An 18,846-nucleotide genomic window follows, 5' to 3' on the forward strand; every position below is an offset into this window, starting at 1 on the left:
GTACATTTGAAGTGCAAATTGATCTGCCCCAAAATTGCATGCTTATCTGCGTTTTGGGGCTTTTCATTTTCCACATCCCATTGTGAAATCCTTCATAGATAAGCCTTTTGAGTTTTCAGGTTGACCCAACATAAAAGTACGTGCAGCAGAACAGACCTTGCTGCCACTCGCTCAAGACAAAGGAGTTGCAGTATTGATAAACCGTCCTTTTGAAGAAGGCGCACTTTTTGATTTAGTAAAACGGAAAAATTTACCGGAATTGGCTGCTGATTATAATATCAATTCCTGGCCACAATTTTTTCTAAAGTATATTATTTCGCATCCGGCAATTACGTGCGTGATCCCTGCCACGTCTGATTTAAATCATTTAAAAGACAACATGCAAGCTGCATATGGGCCAATGCCTGATGAAGCCACACGAAAAAAAATGGTTTCTTTTATGCAGACACTTTAATAAATAATATTCCAGTTTAGTCCTTCACCACTTTGATCACTTTAAGCCGCCTATGCCATAGCTGCTCCACGAGGTTGGAACCTGCGCGTAAATAAAGAAACAGGTAAATAAAATATCAGCTATAAAGAGTATAATTTTTTTCATCGGAGAAATTTTGAGGATGGATTAGAATTTATGTTCGTACTTTTTGATACGAAAAAATCCCGCGCTGGTTACGATAAATTTGCGGGCTTATAAAATGACCAGGTGACCGCTGTATCTTTTTTCCTTATTTTCTTCTATAGAAAAAATGTAATGACCAGGCATCAAATCACTTTTGTGGAGATCTATAGAATTACTGATAGTTGTGACAGTTTTTATAAGCAAACCATCCTCTTTATATAATTTAAATATGACCTGGTGGTTTCCTTTATTCTGAAAATAGATTACCGCCTCGTCGGTAGCCGGGTTCGGAATTATTTGCCATCCTTTAGAATAGTCGCTTACTCTCAGGTTCACAATTTGGGAATAGCCAAGCTGCCCTAATTGCAGGCGATAAAAATTACTCTGGTTTAATACCGGCATGCTATCATCATAGGAATACGTTACCTCAAAGTTGCTGTTTCCACATACCCCGGCAATGCTTCCAATTGCAGCGAAATGGATTCCATCTGTTGCACGCTCTATCTGCGTTCCCAAACACGTAATGCCACCTTTAAGCGTAAAGCTCAAATGCACTACCTGTTCATTCTGGATGGCAGAAAAATTTACTAAGAATTCAGACTGGGCAAATGATGTTTTTATCAATACAAATAAAAATATTGAGATAAGGAGATATTTTTTCCTTTTCATGATGCGCTAAATATGGCTATCAAATAAATTATTGAGTTGTACTATTTCCATTAAAGACACAGTTTTAAAATCATGCGACAATTTCATTATTGGATTCATTTGATATCTCAGAAGCATGTGGCATCAGCCAGTTCACTTTAATTTTCTTTCTTTTCAACCATCGGTTCATAATCACGAGAGGAAGCGCAATTAAGGGAATCAATGCTGTATTATTCTGAGGAAGCAGTAAATACAAAATCACTCCCATCATAAGGAGTGGAACCGAAAATAAATAGCTGCAATATCTTCTTAAGGCAATATCTGTTTCTTCATCGTTTAATTCCAAATGCAGGCGATACTTAAGTGCATGGCGATACATAAGGGTAAATGACAGCATCAGCAATGATAATCCAAACATATAGAGGGATAATAACTGAGGAACCTGCCTGATGCTCATGATGCGATGCATATTTTCATCTGTAAAGTTAAAAACCATGGTCACTATCAGGTAAGACATGAACTTTAATGGAAAAATAAAAAACATAACTGCAAGCAAAAACATACCATTTAAAAGAATTATTGTGCGGTCATCAATTCCATACCTTCTGAAAAAATCGTAGTGCTGATACCAGATAAAAAAGAGAAAGCTAAACGTAAAACCAAAACCTACAAATCCCTTCATCGATTCCAGGAGCTCATTAAAGCTGCGTGGAACTTCAAGTGAAACAGCAAGGAGCGTAATGGCGAAAGCAAATACTGCATCTGTAAAAGCTTCAATTCGCTGTACCTCGTGCCCGCGCCACCGCGTACCTCTTTTATGTCCAAAAGAATTCTTAACCAGTATTTGCCGCATTTATAAAAATTTAAAACATTTTTGGAATGGTAACAGCAAAGCGTATCACATATCAGCTGGCAGCGCTTACCGGCAGTAGATTACAGAAAATTATGTTCCTGGCTTAGCAATTCTATTTATTTAAAGCCAGAATTGAAAAATCATTTTCATCCTTTACTACTGTATTTTTCAATTGTCCCAAACCCGTAATTTCCATTTCAATCACGTCCCCTTCCTGAAGCCATTGCTCGTTATAGTTGGGATCATTTAATTTGCCGGTACCGTTTAATTCCAAAAAACATCCTGTACCAACCGTTCCGCTGCCAATTACATCCCCTGGTTGTAAATGAACACCGTAAGAAGCTCGTTCAATAATTTCGGCAAAGGTCCAGTCCATATCACCCAAATTGCCTTTTGAAACTACTTTATCATTTACCCGGCAAGTCATTTCCAGACTATAGTTGTTACCTGTATGGTTTTCTTTGCAGGGAATTTTATACTCCTCCAGCTCATCTGTTGTTACCAGCCATGGGCCAATTACGGTAGCAAAATCTTTTCCTTTTGCAGGGCCAAGATTCAATTTCATTTCTTCCATCTGCAATACCCGTGCGCTCATGTCATTCATGATCATTAAACCGGCAATGTAGCTGTCCGCTTCTTCAGCATGGATATTTCGCCCGCTTTTATTGATCACTATGGCTGCTTCCAGTTCAAAGTCCAGCTTTTTAAAATGGTCGGGCATACATACAATATCGCCGGGGCCCTGAATGGAATTGTGGTTTGTAAAATAGAAAACAGGATACTGATCAAACTCGGAAATCATTTCCACCTTGCGGTTCCTTCTCGCCGCTTCCACGTGCTGGCGGAACGCATAAGCATCCCGGCACGAAGCAGGTTGCGGAACAGGTGCCATCAGCTGAGCAGTTTGTAAAAGCATAGGTTTGGCATTCCTTAGGTTTCCATCCTTTATGCGCTGATCATATTCGAGAGCTGTTTCAATTATATCATCCCAGGCATACAGGAACAATTGCATGTTACCGGGTAACCGCCAATCGAGATCCTGCATATTATAAAAGCTGTTTTCATGCACTATGGCAAGATGATCCTGTTCATCAAGCGGATCAAAATAACTGATGAGTTTCATAGGAAATGAAGAGTTGAAAGGTGTGGGTTTAAAAGTTTGATTTTTAATTGCGGGATAGTGAAATATAAACGTGAAAATAATGGATACTATCTTCTCTATTGTCTATTGTGTGATTCAGGCGAGTGCAATATCAATCATTGATAATCCAAATAAAACCAATTCAGGTTCCGGCTGGCCTGCGTTGGATCCTTCTCTTTCTTTTAATGGGGATCTCAGCTTTTTCTGCACCTGTTAACTTTACAGGTTCTTCTATAATTTTCTGATTTTCCCCTCCATATTTATAAATAACAGCGCTTAGAGGAGGCAGATCAATTTCCATAGAATCATTTTTATTGTCCCATGGAGTCGGTTCAGATACAATATCACCGCGCGTCTGGAAACCTGCACCCCAGTATTTCGCATCGTCAGAACAAATTAACTCTTTCCAGGTACCTGCCAGCGGCACAGCAGTCCGGTAATTATACCGGGCAACAGGTGTTAGATTTAAAGCAATGAGCACTATATCATTTTGCTGTGTACCATTTCTGCAATAAATAAGTACACTGTGTTCTGCATCGTTTACTTTCATCCATTCAAATCCCTGCGGTGAAAAATCTCTGCTATAGAGTGCCGGTTCCGATGTATATAATTTATTAAGCTCTTTCACCAATTGCTGCAAACCTTTGTGCGGTGCAAACTGCAGCAAGTGCCAGTCGATGCTCTGATCGTGATTCCATTCTTTATACTGCCCCATTTCGCAGCCCTGAAACAGAAGCTTGGTACCGGGATGGCTGTATTGATAAACCAGCATCGTACGGAGGTTGGCAAAGCGTTGCCACTCATCGCCGGGCATTTTTTCCAGCAATGATTTTTTCAGATGCACCACTTCATCGTGTGAAAAAGGGAGCACAAAGTTCTCAGTGAAAGCATACATGATGCTGAAGGTAATCTGGTGGTGGTGATGTTTACGATAGATGGGGTCTGTAGAAAAATACTTAAGCGTATCGTTCATCCAGCCCATCATCCACTTCATGCTGAAACCAAGGCCTCCATTGTAAACGGGGTGCGTCACCTTTGGAAAGCTGGTAGATTCTTCAGCAATGGTTTGTACATCCGGAAATTCTTTAAATACACCGCTATTGAAATCCCGGATGAAAGAAATGGCTTCTAAATTTTCCCGACCACCATAAATGTTTGGTAACCATTCCCCTTTTTTCCGTGAATAATCCAGATGCAGCATGGATGCCACTGCATCTACCCGTAATCCATCAATATGATAGCGATCGAGCCAGTAAAAAGCATTGCTTATAAGAAATGAACGTACCTCGTTTCTGCCGTAGTTAAAAATGTAGCTTTTCCAATCGGGATGAAAACCCTTTCGGCTATCAGCATGCTCGTATAAGGCAGTGCCGTCAAAATTCATCAAGCCATGAGCATCTCCCGGAAAATGAGAAGGTACCCAATCAAGAATAACTCCTATTTCATTTTTATGCAACTCCTCAATGAGGTACATGAGGTCCTGGGGCTCACCGAAGCGAGAGGTGGGTGCATAAAAGCCCGTAACCTGATAACCCCAGGAGCCATAAAATGGATGTTCCATTAATGGCATCAATTCCACATGGGTAAAATGCATCTCCTTAGCATAATTCACGAGATCACTGGCAAGATCACGGAATCCCAAAACTTTTTCAGGATCATCAGGACTTCTGCGCCAGGAGCCAAGATGCACTTCGTATATGGCAAAGGGTTGGTTAAGCTGATTTTTTGTTTTTCGCAATTCCATCCAGTGCTGGTCTTTCCATTCGTACCAGGTGTCCCAAATGATAGAAGCCGTTTGAGGCGGACGTTCCCAGTAATGAGCAAATGGGTCTGATTTTTCGAGCTCTTGCGCACTAATGTTAGATTTTATGAAATACTTATATGCTTCCCCTTTTCCTATATTGGCAATCCATCCTTCCCATATTCCTGAATCATCCCAGCGTGGAAGCAATTTATGCACTTCATGGTTCCAGTGGTTCCAGTTACCAATTACTGAAACAAATGCTGCATTAGGTGCCCATACACAGAAGTAAGTACCGGTCACCCCTTTATGATCCCGAACGTGACTACCAAATTTTTCGTAAAGCTTAAAATGCTTACCCGATTTAAATAGGAACATATCCAAATCAGTAAGAAGGGAAAAGTTTTCTACCGGCTGAAAGGTGTTTGCCGGCGCCTTTCTTTTATCACTGTTGGTGTTAGGCTTCATACTCTTCAATTACTGTAAAAGTAGGAATAGAATCAGTTGAAACTAAGGCAACATTTAGCCAGGCCATTTTCTTTAACTGCATCTGTTATGTAACTTATGGTTGTTACCCTACGACTGATGGATGGTTCTTAAGCATTTTTTAGCTCAGTTCGGTCAAGGTTATCAATAAAAGAAATATTATGCGACTATACTAAAAGTTTTTGTCTATGCCGCAACGCCATAATACTTTAGCTTTGTTCTGCCGGATTCATTCTTAAATTCCTGACTTACTGATTTTATTATTTCCTGATGAAAATATGCTGCCTGAAATTTTTTCAAAGCCTTAAGTATTTAACTTCAATCATATTGCTGCTTGTTAATTGCTCAGTTTCTTTTTCGCAACAGACGCCTTCAAGCTCAACTACTCAAATAAGTCTGGTAGCAGCAAACGCACAGGAAAGCACTATTAAATTTAAACCAGGGCAAATACAACAAACATCAGTACCTACCGGTAAAGGTGACGCGGTTATTATTTCCATAGAAAAAGGCACTCCTCTCCTGGAAGCCGGAAGCCCGGATCTTCCGAAATTAACCTCATCTGTTATTGTTCCTGATAATGAGCATATGGATGTTAATGTGATAGACAGTAAATACACTGATTATTTAAATATAGATGTTGCACCATCAAAAGGAAGTATTTTAAGAACAACAGATCCTGATGGCATTGTTTATACCTACGGTGAAACATACAGGCAGAATAAATTTTTTCCTGAAAAAATAGCATCTCTTCGTGATCCTTATATAATGCGGGATTACCGTGCACAAACAGTTGTTGTTTTCCCGGTGCAGTATAACCCGGTTACTAAAACACTCCGTATATATTCTGAGATCACCGTAAAAGTTAGTCCTTCCATTTCGGGAACATCCATAAACATATTAAAGCAACCCCAAACCACAGAAATTGACAGGCACTTTGACCGCATATACCGTGATCATTTCCTGAATTTTAAAATAGCAGCAAGAACCACACTTCCGGCAAAAGATTTCGGCTCTATGCTTATTATATGTTATGGACCTTTTATAAACGCAATGCAGCCGTTTATTCAATGGAAAAAGCAGGAGGGAATTCAAACGGATATTGTTGATGTTGCCAGCATAGGCAATGATCCCGTTTTGATTAAAAGTTACATAGTAAACTATTACAACACCCATTCGCTCACTTATCTGTTGCTGGTAGGTGATAATGCTGAAGTATCTTCAAGTAAAACAAATGCGGGTGCTTCCGACAATGAATACGGCTATATTCTGGGTGATGACCATTATCAGGAAATATTTATTGGCAGATTTTCGGCAGAAAAAGAACAGCAGGTGATAACACAGGTAGAGCGCACTCTTTCTTATGAAAAAAATCCGTTGCCTGATAATTATTATTCAGTAGGTGCGGGCATTGCTTCTGATGCGTATACTTTAGGGGATGATTATGAGCATGACTGGCAGCATGAGCAAAACATCAGGACACAACTGCTGGGATTCACGTATTCTAATGTTTATGAATTGTATGACGGAAACCAGGGAGGCAATGATGCTGCCGGGGATCCTTCCAGCAGTGATCTGGCTGCTATCGTTAATAGCGGTGCAGGATTAATCAACTACACAGGGCATGGCAATGCTACAAGTCTGGGTACTACAAATTTTGATGGAGCAGATGCTGAGGCATTAAACAATACCAGTCAGTGGCCGTTCATCTGGGTAGTGGGATGTCAAACCGGGAACTTTACGTCTACTACCTGCCTGGCGGAATCGTGGGCACGCGCAACCTATAACGGATTACCTTCAGGCGCAGTTGCTTCATTTATGTCAACCGTTGATCAGTACTGGAGTGAGCCTATGGAAGCTCAGGATCAATTCAACAATTTACTTACAGATTCAAATACGGATATTCAGTCCAGTACATTCGGTTATCTTTCCATAAACGGTTGCTTTAGCATGAATGATAAATACGGTGTTACCGGGTTTGAAATGACCGATACCTGGACTTTATTCGGTGATCCGTCGCTTGCAGTGCGAACGGCTTTTCCTTCTATTATTAGCGTTTACCACGATTCCGTGATGTACACAGGAGACACCACATTTATTATTTCATGTGATGACGAAAATGCTATTGCATCTTTTAATCTTGGTGATTCTCTTATCGGGAAAGCAGAGGTAGAAAATGGAATGGCGTTAATTACTTTTCCTGTATTGCAGCAGCCTGATACCATTACCCTTACAGTAACTTCTTTTAATAAAACTCCATATAATGCCAGAGTGCCGGTGCTGTATTCAAATGATCCCAATGTATCAGGCACTGAGGTAATAATAAATGATATAATCGGCAACCATAACGGGCTTGCGGAATCAGAAGAAACAATTTCAGTGGGTGTTACTCTTAAAAATGCCGGACTGAGTGTTGCCTCGGGTGTAAGTACAATACTTAATTCTACATCATCAGCAGTTACAATTATTGACTCTTCACAATTTTTCGGTGTAATTGCAGATACTTCAGCTGTTACAGAGGCTGGCGCCTTCACATTTATAGTTGACGATTCGGTGGCTGCGGGAGAGTTAATACCTTTTACTGTAACCATCAGCGATAGCGACCATCACATCTGGACTTATAGTTTTTCAATTTTATTATATGCTCCAAAGCTTGAAGTCTATAGTTTGATTGTAAAAGATTCTTTTCCTGGCAATGGGGATCATTACCTGGATGCGGGAGAAACGGATGTTTTAAGTATTGTTATTCAGAACATGGGAAATGGTTCCGCAGGAAATTTAACGGTCTCGTTAAGCTGCAATATTGCAGCTATTACTTTAGAGGATTCTTTATACTACATCTCTGTGATTGCCGCTGGTACATCAGCTTCAGCCCTATTTAATGTTTCAATGCCTTTCGGCAATGTATTGGCGGGTACCGAAGTTTTTTTTACCTGTACGGTAACTGCAGGAGCTTACTATGCCACTACTACTTTTCCGATAATTGTTACCCCTCAGATAGACAATTTTGAAACCGGTGATCTCTCTCTTTTCCAATGGATAAATGATGGAAAAAAGCCCTGGTTCCTTACATCTGAATCACCGTATGAAGGAATATATTGCATCCGTTCCGGCAAGACAGGGGATAATGAATCTTCAAGTCTACAGATAACGCTGGATGTCAGTCGCAATGATTCCATTTCTTTTTACAGAAAGGTTTCTTCGGAAGCTAATGTTAATTATCTTAAATTTTTTATAGATGATATTTTCGAGGGTGGCTGGAGCGGTATTACACCATGGACCAGGGAAAGTTATCCTGTAATTACAGGCACACATACTTTTAAATGGACGTATATAAGAGATGGATCTCTGGCAATTGGCGAAGATTGTGCATGGCTGGATCTTATAGATTTTCCACCTTCGGGTCTTTTTTCAGGTATTCATGCCAATTCTAATTCAGATCTTTCATTTACCAGCTATCCAAATCCATTTGCTGATAATACTATTGTTAGCTACGAATTAAAAAAGTCTGTTAATGTCACGCTTAGAACTTTGGATGTTTCCGGAAATGTAATGCAAAAACTTATTCAGGATCAATATCAACCTGCCGGTATATATCATTTTGCCTTGGACGGATCTGTATACCCTAATGGGATTTATTTCTGTCAGTTAAGCACGGAAGGAAAAAGTTTCATTCGAAAACTGATCATTAACCATTAGCCCGCGGTCCTTAAGCAGGCATTGATTGAAAATATGTATTTGAGTCTATAATCTTTTTATAAATTAGTTTCTTATCTTTTGATCATAAAAAAAAACTTGAACATGCCGACGAGCACAAACCAGGAAAAAGGGGTAAATCAGGAAAAGTTGAAAGCGCTTAAGCTTACCATGGAAAAGATAGATAAGACTTATGGAAAAGGCACCATTATGAAGCTTGGCGATACGATGATAGAGCCAATTGAGGCTATTTCCACCGGATCAATCGGGTTGGATATTGCATTGGGAGTAGGCGGTTTTCCAAAAGGTAGAGTAGTTGAAATTTATGGTCCCGAGTCCTCGGGAAAAACAACGATTGCGCTTCATGCCGTAGCAGAATCACAAAAGAAAGGCGGTATCGCAGCCTTTATAGATGCCGAGCATGCATTCGATAAATCTTATGCCCAGAAGCTGGGAGTAGATGTAGAGAATCTTCTGATTTCGCAGCCGGATAATGGAGAACAGGCACTTGAAATTGCAGACAACCTGATTCGCTCCGGCGCTATAGATATTCTTGTAATTGATTCTGTTGCCGCATTGGTTCCAAGGGGGGAACTGGAAGGCGAAATGGGGGAAAGTAAAATGGGGTTGCAGGCAAGGTTAATGTCGCAGGCGCTCCGTAAGCTCACTGCTACCATAAGCAAAACGCATTGCTGCTGCATCTTCATTAACCAGCTTCGTGAGAAGATTGGTGTAATGTTTGGTAATCCTGAAACCACCACCGGGGGAAATGCTTTAAAATTTTATGCCTCTGTACGTCTTGATATTCGCCGTACGGGCCAAATAAAAGATGGCGATGTTATCGTTGGAAACCGGGTAAAGGTGAAGGTGGTAAAAAATAAGGTTGCGCCTCCGTTCCGTTTTTCTGAATTTGATATGATGTATGGAGAAGGAATTTCCAAAGAAGGAGAAATTGTGGACATGGGGGTTGAAATGGGTATCGTAAATAAGAGCGGATCCTGGTTCAGCTATGAGAGTGATAAGCTTGGACAAGGTAGAGATGCGGTAAAACAATTATTAAGAGATAATCCGGAGCTTGCTGAAGAAATAGAAATGAAGATTAAAGAAAAAGTTTTAGGACCTGAGCAAGTAGCTAAAGTGGAAAAAGAAGAAGATTAATATAAGTCGCTATTGAGGTCCCCTGTCATATAAATATTCAAAGGAATTTTAACTTAAATTTTTAACAATACATGAAACGTACTGCCACTGCCGTCTGGAACGGCTCCGGGAAAGAGGGAAAAGGAAATCTCTCCACTCAAAGCGGAGTTCTTAATAAAACACAATATTCCTATAATTCAAGATTTGCTGAAGGAACAGGAACCAACCCTGAAGAGCTGATTGCTGCAGCGCATGCAGGGTGCTTTACCATGAAGCTCACCTTTGCATTGGGTGAAGCCGGCTTTACTCCTGATTCACTTGAAACCACTGCTGCCGTTACCCTCGAAAACAGTGTAATTTCTTCATCTCATCTAACAGTGAAAGGAAATGTGCCCGGTATCAGTCCTGAAAAATTTAAAGAGTGTGCGGAGAATGCAAAAGCTAATTGCCCTGTTTCCAAGGCATTGAATATGAATATTACAATGGAGGCCGAATTGGTTACTTCTACTGTGAATACACCATAATCCGGATACCATTCTCTATAATTCAAATTTATTTTTTAAGGAGTTTTATCTTGCCGGTTAAGGCATTACATAATGTTTTAATTAATGTTGCAACACTAACCATAACAAGTTAAAAAAAGATGCAATTCCTGAAATAGAAGCTGTGTGAGAGTTCGCGATTCTCAGGTGGAGCCATTCGGGATTGGCGATTCTTTGATTATCCCGATCATCGGGAAAAGTAATAAAAAAATTCTTATGCAGGAAGAATATTCCGATAGCCCCCGCGAATCATTTGAAGACTCTTCCGAAGGTGAAACCATCCTTGTAAAAACATTTGGCAGCGCCGTTTACGGAATTGACGCCATGATCATTACTGTTGAAGTTGCAGTAGGCCGCGGTGCCAACCGGTATATGGTAGGGCTGGCAGACAAAGCAGTTCAGGAAAGTATGCTGCGTATAGAAGCGGCTTTAGGCTATTGCGGCTATCGCATGCCCCGTAGAAGAACCGTGATTAACCTGGCTCCCGCTGATGTAAAGAAGGAAGGCTCTGCCTATGACCTCACCATTGCTATGGGTATTCTTGCAGCTTCCAACCAGGTGCAGGGAGATCGCTTAAACAGATACATCATCATGGGTGAACTTTCACTCGATGGAACGCTGCAGCCGGTGAAGGGTGTATTGCCTATTGCAATAGAAGCACGGAAAGCTGGCTTTGAAGGATTTATTCTGCCGAAACAAAATGCACGGGAAGCGGCAATAGTAAATAACCTTAAGGTGTTTGGCGCAGAGAACATTACTGAAGTAGTAGAATTTTTTAACGGCAGCAGGAACCTTGAACAGGTGATTATTGACACACGTAAGGAATTTTCTGAACAGCAGAATCACCTCGACTTTGATTTCTCTGATGTAAAGGGACAGGAAAATATAAAGCGGGCATTAGAGATTGCCGCTGCCGGTGGTCATAATGTAATTCTTATTGGTCCGCCCGGTGCAGGTAAAACCATGCTTGCCAAAAGGCTTCCTACTATTCTTCCACCGTTATCGCTGCAGGAAGCTTTGGAGACAACCAAGATACATTCAGTTGCGGGGAAGCTACCTGCGGAGGCATCTCTTGTTTCCGTTCGTCCTTACAGGGCTCCGCACCATACAGTGAGTGATGTTGCGCTTGTAGGCGGAGGCGTAAATCCGCAGCCTGGCGAGATTTCACTGGCTCACAATGGCGTGCTATTCCTGGATGAGCTTCCAGAATTTAAACGCGCTGTTTTGGAGGTATTACGTCAGCCGATGGAGGAAAGGCGTGTCACAATTTCCCGCGCACGGCTTTCGGTAGAGTATCCGTCGAGCTTCATGCTTATAGCTGCTATGAATCCGTGTCCATGCGGCTATTACAACCACCCCGACAAGGAGTGTGTGTGTGGCCCGGGTGTGGTTCATAAATACCTCAACAAAATTTCAGGGCCATTGCTGGACCGCATCGATCTTCACGTGGAGGTAACGCCTGTTCCTTTCAAGGAATTATCGAATATTAAATCATCTGAAAAAAGCGCGAGCGTGCGTGAGCGGGTGATTAAAGCACGCAACATCCAGGAGAACAGGTTTAAAGAACAGAAAGATATTCACTGCAATGCGCAGATGACCACTAAGCTCATGCGCGAATATTGTATTGTCCCGGCAGCTGGAGAAAATATGATTAAAACGGCGATGGAGAAACTAGGATTATCCGCACGTGCCTATGACCGTATCCTGAAAGTATCGCGCACCATTGCCGACCTTGAGGCCAGTGATGAGATAAAGATCGAACACCTCGCAGAAGCCATTCAGTACCGGAGCCTGGATAAAGAGAATTGGGCGGGATGAGTGGTTAGTCCGGATTGTAATCCGGACTTCTTGAGAAAGGGATTAAAAATTCCCTTACTATATGATCGTTTTAATCCTCTTAAAAATAATACAATATGGGTTTCAAATATCAGGCGAATAATCCGGAAGGAATTTATTTCATCACCTCAACAATTGTTCAATGGATTGATTTCTTCACCAAAAGGGCACTTCAGGAGGTAGTAATCGTTCATTAAAGTATTATGAACGAGAAAAAGGGCTTATCATTTTTGTATGGAGTTTAGCCAGTCATTTGAATTTGATTGTTGAAGCAAGAAAGCACGAAATAACACTACCTGACATCATGCAAGCTTTTAAGAAACATACTTCGAAATTTGATTATCAAGCCATTGCAGAGATAAATGAAAGCAGGCAAAGCTGGTTAATGAGTGCATTAGAATACGCTGGCCGCAACAATCGAAAAATAAAAGAATATAAAGTGTGGCAAGATGGTTATCATCCTGAAAAATTAATCACTCATAAGTTTTGTATGCAAAAACTGAACTACGTACATTACAATGCAATTGAAGCCGGATTTGTAAATGAACCTCACCATTATAGTTTGAGTTCAGCAATTGATTATGCAGGAGGAAAAGGAATAATGGATGTTGAATTTCTGGAATGATTAAATTAGATTTCGAATTTGAAATCCGAATACTTAGTCGGACGGGATTACAAATCCCGACCAACAAGGAAGGCATAATTATCAGCTATTCCATCCATAGAATGGATGTTTTATCTGGTGCAAGCGTTTTATCTTTTTAAAAAATTTATTACTCTAAGAAACTCAACAAGTCAATTTTTTATTGAGGATGCCTTCTATTAAAGGTATATCCTGCACTTACACCTATCCAGGGTACATATTTGTGCGCTATAGAGGGAATTTTTTTATTGAAAGGCCACCCTGAAACAAATGAAGTAAATGAATTATTCATCCTGACCGCATTCACCGGATAAACATTAAATCGAAAAAAAAGAGCTCGCCGTTCAAAATCCTGAATTCTTAAACCTATAGAGGGAATAAAATAATGCTGAACTGTTTTTGTCGGATCTTCATAGCCTGCATTATCAGTCCAACCTATGCACCAGATATAATTTTCCGCCAGTTCCACGTGGTATGTATTTTTCCCATAAAGTATACTAACTCTTACCGGAAATCTGAGCACCCTGTATCCCCATACGCCTGGGGCAATCCCAGCTTCTGCTGCTACCTTAAAGTTTTTTATAGGTAATTTAAAAGCCAAATCGTAATTCAATGAAACATATGCGCCAGCACCCCCCGCACCGAAAGCTTCCATATTTAATGTACTGGAACTGATATTTTGCCCGTTGGTTGGGTTAGAGGCAATTAAGCGAATCATGCTGAGGATACAAATGAAACGACATTTCATGTTGAGATCATTTTAAAAATTTTTCACGATCTAAGAGAATACCGCTATTACTGAACAGCGCAGCAACGTATAGGCAATCGGCTATTCCGTCCATGGAAAATTCAAAATCTTCATCCGGTCGTAAGCGAATGACAGTTATTACCTTGCCCAGTATGTTGTATATTATTAAAGAGTAGAACTCATGACGTCTATTAATAGAAGGCGAAAGGCTAACCTTATAATTCCGTCCATCACTGGAAAAGATATTAAATAAATTGTGATCAGCTAAAGAAGATGAATCTGCTGCGCCTTTGCCAAGCGGATTCTTTTGACAGTTGTTTGGAGGGGGACCGGTAGTAAATGATCTGGTAGCGCAGCCAGAGACTCCGCAGGCATTTTGCAACTGAACAGTATAAGTATAGCTTCCATTAGGGTCCAACGGTGACATGGTGCTATACCATACAGATCCAATTTGCTTATTCAAGCCGGGAGTCATATTTGTGCAAGAGCTACCTTCGTTCCAAAGTCCAGTAGTAAAACTATTTGGTAAAACAATACGGGCCTCGTAATAACACGTGCCGCTGAGTTGGGAATGAGAAATAATGGTAGGAGTAGCAGGCGCTGCAATAGGCACAAATATGTTAAGAGTGTTAGTTTCCGTATACCCAGAAGGAAATGTGGAGGTAAGCGTTAGGGGATACGTTGTATTGCCGGGCAATGATGACTTGGGAGTAGCCCATACTTCAAAAGGATAGTTTTGGGAATTACCTGTGGGTGAAACCGTAAAATTAGTCTGATCCCATGTGTATGTAACTCCAGGAAAATATGACGCCTGAATGGTGGCTCCTCCGGTTCTACATATAGTTGTTGGCAAAATATTAAAATAAATCGCTTTATACCCTGCTTTTTTATAAACCCTAATGTAATCAATTTGTAATGATTGTGGAAGATCCGTAGGTATTATGAGATCATTAAGGTTTCCAATTGAATTTGGTCCGGTGCCTAATCGTAATGCCAAAGGATAAAGCGGCTGATAGTATTTTACATCGCAGTTATTACAACAATCAGATGGCTCTTTGATGGCGTATAAATTAATGGCTCGAGCTTTCACACCGTTGAGAAACCAAACGATAGAATCAGCAGCCCATTTGACAGAAAAATCCATCCAATCACTTGATAAATCTAAATCTTTCCCCTTCCTGGTTTGCATACTACAATTTCGCAATCATCTTTTTTTTATACGGTTGTACGTCAGCTGAACATCCTGAAACACCAGTACCATCTTGCCAGTGGCAGATGCTACAAACCTATTTAGATCCTTACCATTAGTTTCATATAAATCAATCTCAGAGTAATAAGGATAACAATTATATAGCTACACAGAAGAACCCAAGCCTAGCTTTATAGGTATCTTTACTCTTGCCTCAATGAGACTACCATAGGTAAAATAATAAGGTTTGAAACTGGGGTCGCTGAGACTAAATGATTTTATTTATAACCATACTGATGAGCCCATTCCCTGCTTGATCGGTATTTTTACTCTTCCCTCAACTAGGCTGTTGGTTGTAAAATAGTATGGTTTGAAGTTAGGGTCACTAACGCTGAATGATTTTATTTCACCGGCAGAATAAGGGCAGCCTACATAATATGTATTATTGATGGGTATAGTGCATATCCCATTACTAACAGAGATTATGTTCGGGTTCATGGCTATATTCCTATTACTGGTACCATTACCATCATCTACAGGTGTACTCCTGTTCCATTTTGTTAAGTCTAATGAAGACCCGCTAAAGGTTTCCTCAAAAATTAAATTATATCCGGGCTTTGTTGCGGGATTGTTAGCGCCCGTAGGAGATACACAAATAGTTGGTCCAATTTGAGCATAACCTGTTTTAAGCAATTAAAAAGAAAAATAAGGAAAGTATTTTTTTCATATAAAACAGTTTATCAATAATACAAATTTTTCTAAAACTTAACTATGCTAAAGCTTATGATGGCAACCCATTCATCTAAATCAACTACATTGTGAAAAATTTAACTGAATCGCACTTTGCCGTTGTTGATCTGGGCAAAGGTTCAGTTAAGGCTGACCAACAACTGTGTAAGCGGCTTCTATAAGGTCTTTAAGGCCATTGCCGGTCCCCTGACCGGCGACCAGAGGGTAGGTTAAATGCGATTATGTTCATGAGAAATCAACCCATATATTTTTTCAACAAATAGTATCAGGCTTTATTTATACTGCATAAATAATTGCACTATTAAATGACCTCCACTGTCGTTGCCGGTCAGGCGACACGGCAACGGCTGCACCGGATACCAACAAGGGCAAAAGAACTGCCCATATACATGGTATGATTTGTTGTATAACTGGGATCAAAGGCAATTGCTTCTGCTCTGCCCGTACCATAGTAATGATTACAACCATTACAAGCAGGTGATCCGATAGGGCCTAACGGCAACCATGTTTGTGCCATTAAACTGACTGTATTCTGCAATAATGCAATTAAATAAAAAAAAATAATTTTTTTAATCACGTAAAGATTTATTGGATGATAATTTTTTTAATCACGAAGACTTTTTGATTATTTAACCAAATCCTGCAGATATATACTCCAGGCGAACCGGGTTTTAAAAATAAAATCGTCTGGTCATAATTCCTTGACCGTTCAGATTGTAAAGACCTGCCAAGCACATCAAATAGATATATATCATCCTGAGTTTTTACTCCAGTAACGTAAACCGGCTCACCTGTTTTTACCGGTACAGGTAATATTTTTATCTGCTGTTCTGAAACTTCTTTCAGCCCTGAAGGCAATGAGCAAGTAGACGGATCAAAGTATGGGGAATAATAGATAGATGATTCTCCTTGGTTTAGGCAAGCAAGATGGGAGCCGCCTTCAAAACCAGCCATCTGAATGATTGTTTTCAAAAAACCACCCGTATAACCAATGCCTTCAATAAGAGTTAGAGAATCATGTATAGTTCCGTAAAGAACAGAGTTCAGTTTAAATTGTTTTCTGTAACTGCCATCTGCTATCAGTACAGAGTCAATACCCAGAACGTAAACTTGCTGGGCTTTCGAGGAAATATAACCGTCGGGAAGTGTGTCTCCTATTTGCAAATCAAAGTCATAAAGCAAATCATCATTATCCCCAAAAACGTCTCTGAAATAAACCTTTTTATTAAGGGTATCCTCCCTTAAAAGATGATAGGTAAAATGAGGAGCATTATAAACAGGCTCATTCGGAGGATTGAATTGTAATGAACCCTCTAATAGTTTGTGATAATGCAGGTTTTCAAAAAGAGTGTCAACCCCAACAGTGTAATATTCATATTCGCATGGATTGATAATGCAGCCGGGTACCTCAATATCAGCCGTAGTCCACATAGCACCGGAGTCAGGGAAAGGATGATAGATAGTTGACTGGGAAAAAGCTTCAAAAGGAAATACAAACAGAGTTAAAAAAAGAGGAAATATTTCATGGAAAAAAATATTGTACAACAAATTAGCTATATTTTTCTATGAATATAATAAAAATAAATATCCCCTTTACAAAGTTGGCATTTTTCACCGCAGCTACCGTCTCTATACTCCCTAAAGAAATAGGGAAAGGAATTTTTCATTAAGCAAACAGGCGCCAAACAAGCAGTAACTATTTTAAAATAATTATAACATTACAAAAAGATAGAAATATCCACCAGGCTTTCACGCTTTAATCAAACAGGTAAGTCATCCTCTTCATCTTTTACCCCTTCGAGAACCTCCTCCTCGGGCTTCTCATCTTTTTTAAGTTTGAGAATAAAATCAGTAGCCTTCTGTGCCTGACTACTTGCTAAGAATCGAACACCTCGCAGAAGCCATTCAGTACCGGAGCCTGGATAAAGAGAAGGCGGGGTAATGCTCGGGTTTAAATATTAATCCTTCACCCCATATTCCCTTATCAATTTTAATAACACTCCATTGGTCCAGCCAAAGCCATCCTGCAAAGGATACTCCCCTCCTCCGCCTGATAAGTGACATAGGTAGGCTCTGCCCTCATGCTTCGGGCTTTCAGTCTACCACCTCATTCGTACTCGCATAGGCGAGCCCGCAGTAACCACAAAGAAATATTGCAGTCACTTTCTGCTTATGCCAGCTGAGTGCTCTTTTACGGAAGTATAAAAAATATCTTAAAATCAAAAGAATTGAAGTCTATGATACCTTATGAAATTAAACAAGAGGAAATTCGGCAATTTTTTTCGTGAGGTTTGAAAAGAACTTAATATTAGATTGCTAGTTTTTATTGTTTTTCAAACTCATAATATGCTTTGACCTAAAAGTATATCCCGCGCTTATACCAATCCATGGTACAAATTTATTAGCAATTGTAGGAATCTTTCGATTGAATGGCCATTCAGAGAGAAATGAACTATTAATAGTTAGTTCATTTACCGGATATATATTAAATCGAAAAAATAATGCACGTCTTTCCAAATCTTGAATTCTCAAGCCTATAGATGGAAGTAAATAATGCTCCGTTACCATCGAAGCCTCATTATAAGAACTTACATTATACCAACGAAAACCCCAGACATAATTTAAACCCAATTCAGCATAATACCCCTTGTGACCATAAAGTATGCTACTACGAAGTGGAAATCTAAGAACTCTATTGTAGGCTTCCCCATTCATAGAGCCAGTTCCAAGTTAGTATTTGTATTCAAATCAATATAATTATTGTCATTATTATTACCAATGTGTTGAAATGTGGTAAACATGGCATTAGAAAAATTATTGAGA

General features: G+C 40.0%; 14 protein-coding genes and 2 pseudogenes. 6 read left to right on the plus strand and 10 right to left on the minus strand.

All coding sequences use genetic code 11. From position 1 onward, the window contains the following. The first annotated feature begins 130 nt into the window (after nt 1-130). Nucleotides 131-454: pseudogene (locus H0W62_14940) on the plus strand (aldo/keto reductase). Between the two features lie 231 nt (nt 455-685). Here the strand turns inward: H0W62_14940 and H0W62_14945 are convergent. From H0W62_14945 to glgB, 4 genes are all read right to left on the minus strand, one after another. Next, nucleotides 686-1,285, minus strand: coding sequence for a hypothetical protein (locus H0W62_14945; protein ID MBA3649815.1), 600 nt, complete (start codon nt 1,283-1,285; stop codon nt 686-688). A gap of 70 nt (nt 1,286-1,355) precedes the next feature. Beyond that, nucleotides 1,356-2,117 (minus strand): DUF1211 domain-containing protein, encoded by a 762-nt coding sequence (locus H0W62_14950; protein MBA3649816.1) that lies wholly within the window; start codon nt 2,115-2,117, stop codon nt 1,356-1,358. A gap of 112 nt (nt 2,118-2,229) precedes the next feature. Then, the gene (locus tag H0W62_14955; protein ID MBA3649817.1) at nt 2,230-3,240 is read right to left on the minus strand and encodes a fumarylacetoacetate hydrolase family protein; all 1,011 of its coding nucleotides are present in this window, start codon (nt 3,238-3,240) and stop codon (nt 2,230-2,232) included. Between the two features lie 160 nt (nt 3,241-3,400). Then, nucleotides 3,401-5,467 carry a 1,4-alpha-glucan branching protein GlgB gene (glgB, locus tag H0W62_14960; GenBank protein MBA3649818.1) on the minus strand — a complete coding sequence of 689 codons (2,067 nt, stop codon included), beginning with the start codon at nt 5,465-5,467 and terminating at the stop codon, nt 3,401-3,403. A 345-nt stretch (nt 5,468-5,812) separates the two neighbouring features. On the opposite strand from glgB, the gene H0W62_14965 reads away from it, so the two are divergent. The 5 genes from H0W62_14965 (at nt 5,813) to H0W62_14985 (ending at nt 13,318) form a co-directional block, all read left to right on the plus strand. Continuing rightward, the gene (locus H0W62_14965) at nt 5,813-9,181 is read left to right on the plus strand and encodes a T9SS type A sorting domain-containing protein (protein ID MBA3649819.1); all 3,369 of its coding nucleotides are present in this window, start codon (nt 5,813-5,815) and stop codon (nt 9,179-9,181) included. 102 nt (nt 9,182-9,283) lie between these two features. Further along, on the plus strand, nt 9,284-10,336 hold the full coding sequence (gene recA / locus H0W62_14970; protein ID MBA3649820.1) for a recombinase RecA: 1,053 nt from the start codon (nt 9,284-9,286) through the stop codon (nt 10,334-10,336). A gap of 71 nt (nt 10,337-10,407) precedes the next feature. Continuing rightward, the gene (locus H0W62_14975; protein ID MBA3649821.1) at nt 10,408-10,839 is read left to right on the plus strand and encodes an OsmC family protein; all 432 of its coding nucleotides are present in this window, start codon (nt 10,408-10,410) and stop codon (nt 10,837-10,839) included. 297 nt (nt 10,840-11,136) lie between these two features. Next, a complete protein-coding gene (locus H0W62_14980; protein MBA3649822.1) occupies nt 11,137-12,675 on the plus strand; it encodes a YifB family Mg chelatase-like AAA ATPase in 1,539 nt (512 codons plus the stop codon). Nucleotides 12,676-12,946: 271 nt separating this feature from the next. Beyond that, entirely contained in the window at nt 12,947-13,318 is a 372-nt protein-coding gene (locus H0W62_14985) for a hypothetical protein (protein MBA3649823.1), read from the plus strand. A gap of 178 nt (nt 13,319-13,496) precedes the next feature. Here the strand turns inward: H0W62_14985 and H0W62_14990 are convergent, their stop codons facing one another. The 6 genes and pseudogenes from H0W62_14990 to H0W62_15015 form a co-directional block, all read right to left on the minus strand. Beyond that, complete coding sequence (locus H0W62_14990) at nt 13,497-14,084, minus strand: hypothetical protein (protein MBA3649824.1); 588 nt, start codon at nt 14,082-14,084, stop codon at nt 13,497-13,499. Nucleotides 14,085-14,091: 7 nt separating this feature from the next. Beyond that, nucleotides 14,092-15,273: a hypothetical protein gene (locus H0W62_14995; GenBank protein ID MBA3649825.1), complete on the minus strand. Its 1,182-nt coding sequence runs from the start codon at nt 15,271-15,273 to the stop codon at nt 14,092-14,094. A gap of 282 nt (nt 15,274-15,555) precedes the next feature. Next, nucleotides 15,556-15,966, minus strand: a complete 411-nt coding sequence (locus tag H0W62_15000; GenBank protein ID MBA3649826.1) for a hypothetical protein — start codon at nt 15,964-15,966, stop codon at nt 15,556-15,558. Between the two features lie 385 nt (nt 15,967-16,351). Then, on the minus strand, nt 16,352-16,540 hold the full coding sequence (locus H0W62_15005) for a hypothetical protein (GenBank protein ID MBA3649827.1): 189 nt from the start codon (nt 16,538-16,540) through the stop codon (nt 16,352-16,354). Nucleotides 16,541-16,608: 68 nt separating this feature from the next. Further along, nucleotides 16,609-17,568 carry a T9SS type A sorting domain-containing protein gene (locus tag H0W62_15010; protein MBA3649828.1) on the minus strand — a complete coding sequence of 320 codons (960 nt, stop codon included), beginning with the start codon at nt 17,566-17,568 and terminating at the stop codon, nt 16,609-16,611. 413 nt (nt 17,569-17,981) lie between these two features. Further along, nucleotides 17,982-18,074 (minus strand): annotated as a pseudogene (locus H0W62_15015) (hypothetical protein). Nucleotides 18,075-18,846: the final 772 nt, after the last annotated feature.

This window comes from Chitinophagales bacterium (assembly GCA_013816805.1).
GTDB lineage: Bacteria > Bacteroidota > Bacteroidia > Chitinophagales > UBA10324 > MGR-bin340.

What these genes read in the sequence shown, in the direction of transcription:
- recA (MBA3649820.1), top strand. Translation starts at nt 9,284, where the DNA reads ATGCCGACGAGCACAAACCAGGAAAAAGGGGTAAATCAGGAAAAGTTG.
- H0W62_14975 (MBA3649821.1), top strand. Translation starts at nt 10,408, where the DNA reads ATGAAACGTACTGCCACTGCCGTCTGGAACGGCTCCGGGAAAGAGGGA.
- H0W62_14955 (MBA3649817.1), bottom strand. Translation starts at nt 3,240, where the DNA reads ATGAAACTCATCAGTTATTTTGATCCGCTTGATGAACAGGATCATCTT.
- H0W62_15005 (MBA3649827.1), bottom strand. Translation starts at nt 16,540, where the DNA reads ATGGCACAAACATGGTTGCCGTTAGGCCCTATCGGATCACCTGCTTGT.
- H0W62_14945 (MBA3649815.1), bottom strand. Translation starts at nt 1,285, where the DNA reads ATGAAAAGGAAAAAATATCTCCTTATCTCAATATTTTTATTTGTATTG.
- glgB (MBA3649818.1), bottom strand. Translation starts at nt 5,467, where the DNA reads ATGAAGCCTAACACCAACAGTGATAAAAGAAAGGCGCCGGCAAACACC.
- H0W62_14995 (MBA3649825.1), bottom strand. Translation starts at nt 15,273, where the DNA reads ATGCAAACCAGGAAGGGGAAAGATTTAGATTTATCAAGTGATTGGATG.
- H0W62_14990 (MBA3649824.1), bottom strand. Translation starts at nt 14,084, where the DNA reads ATGAAATGTCGTTTCATTTGTATCCTCAGCATGATTCGCTTAATTGCC.
- H0W62_14950 (MBA3649816.1), bottom strand. Translation starts at nt 2,117, where the DNA reads ATGCGGCAAATACTGGTTAAGAATTCTTTTGGACATAAAAGAGGTACG.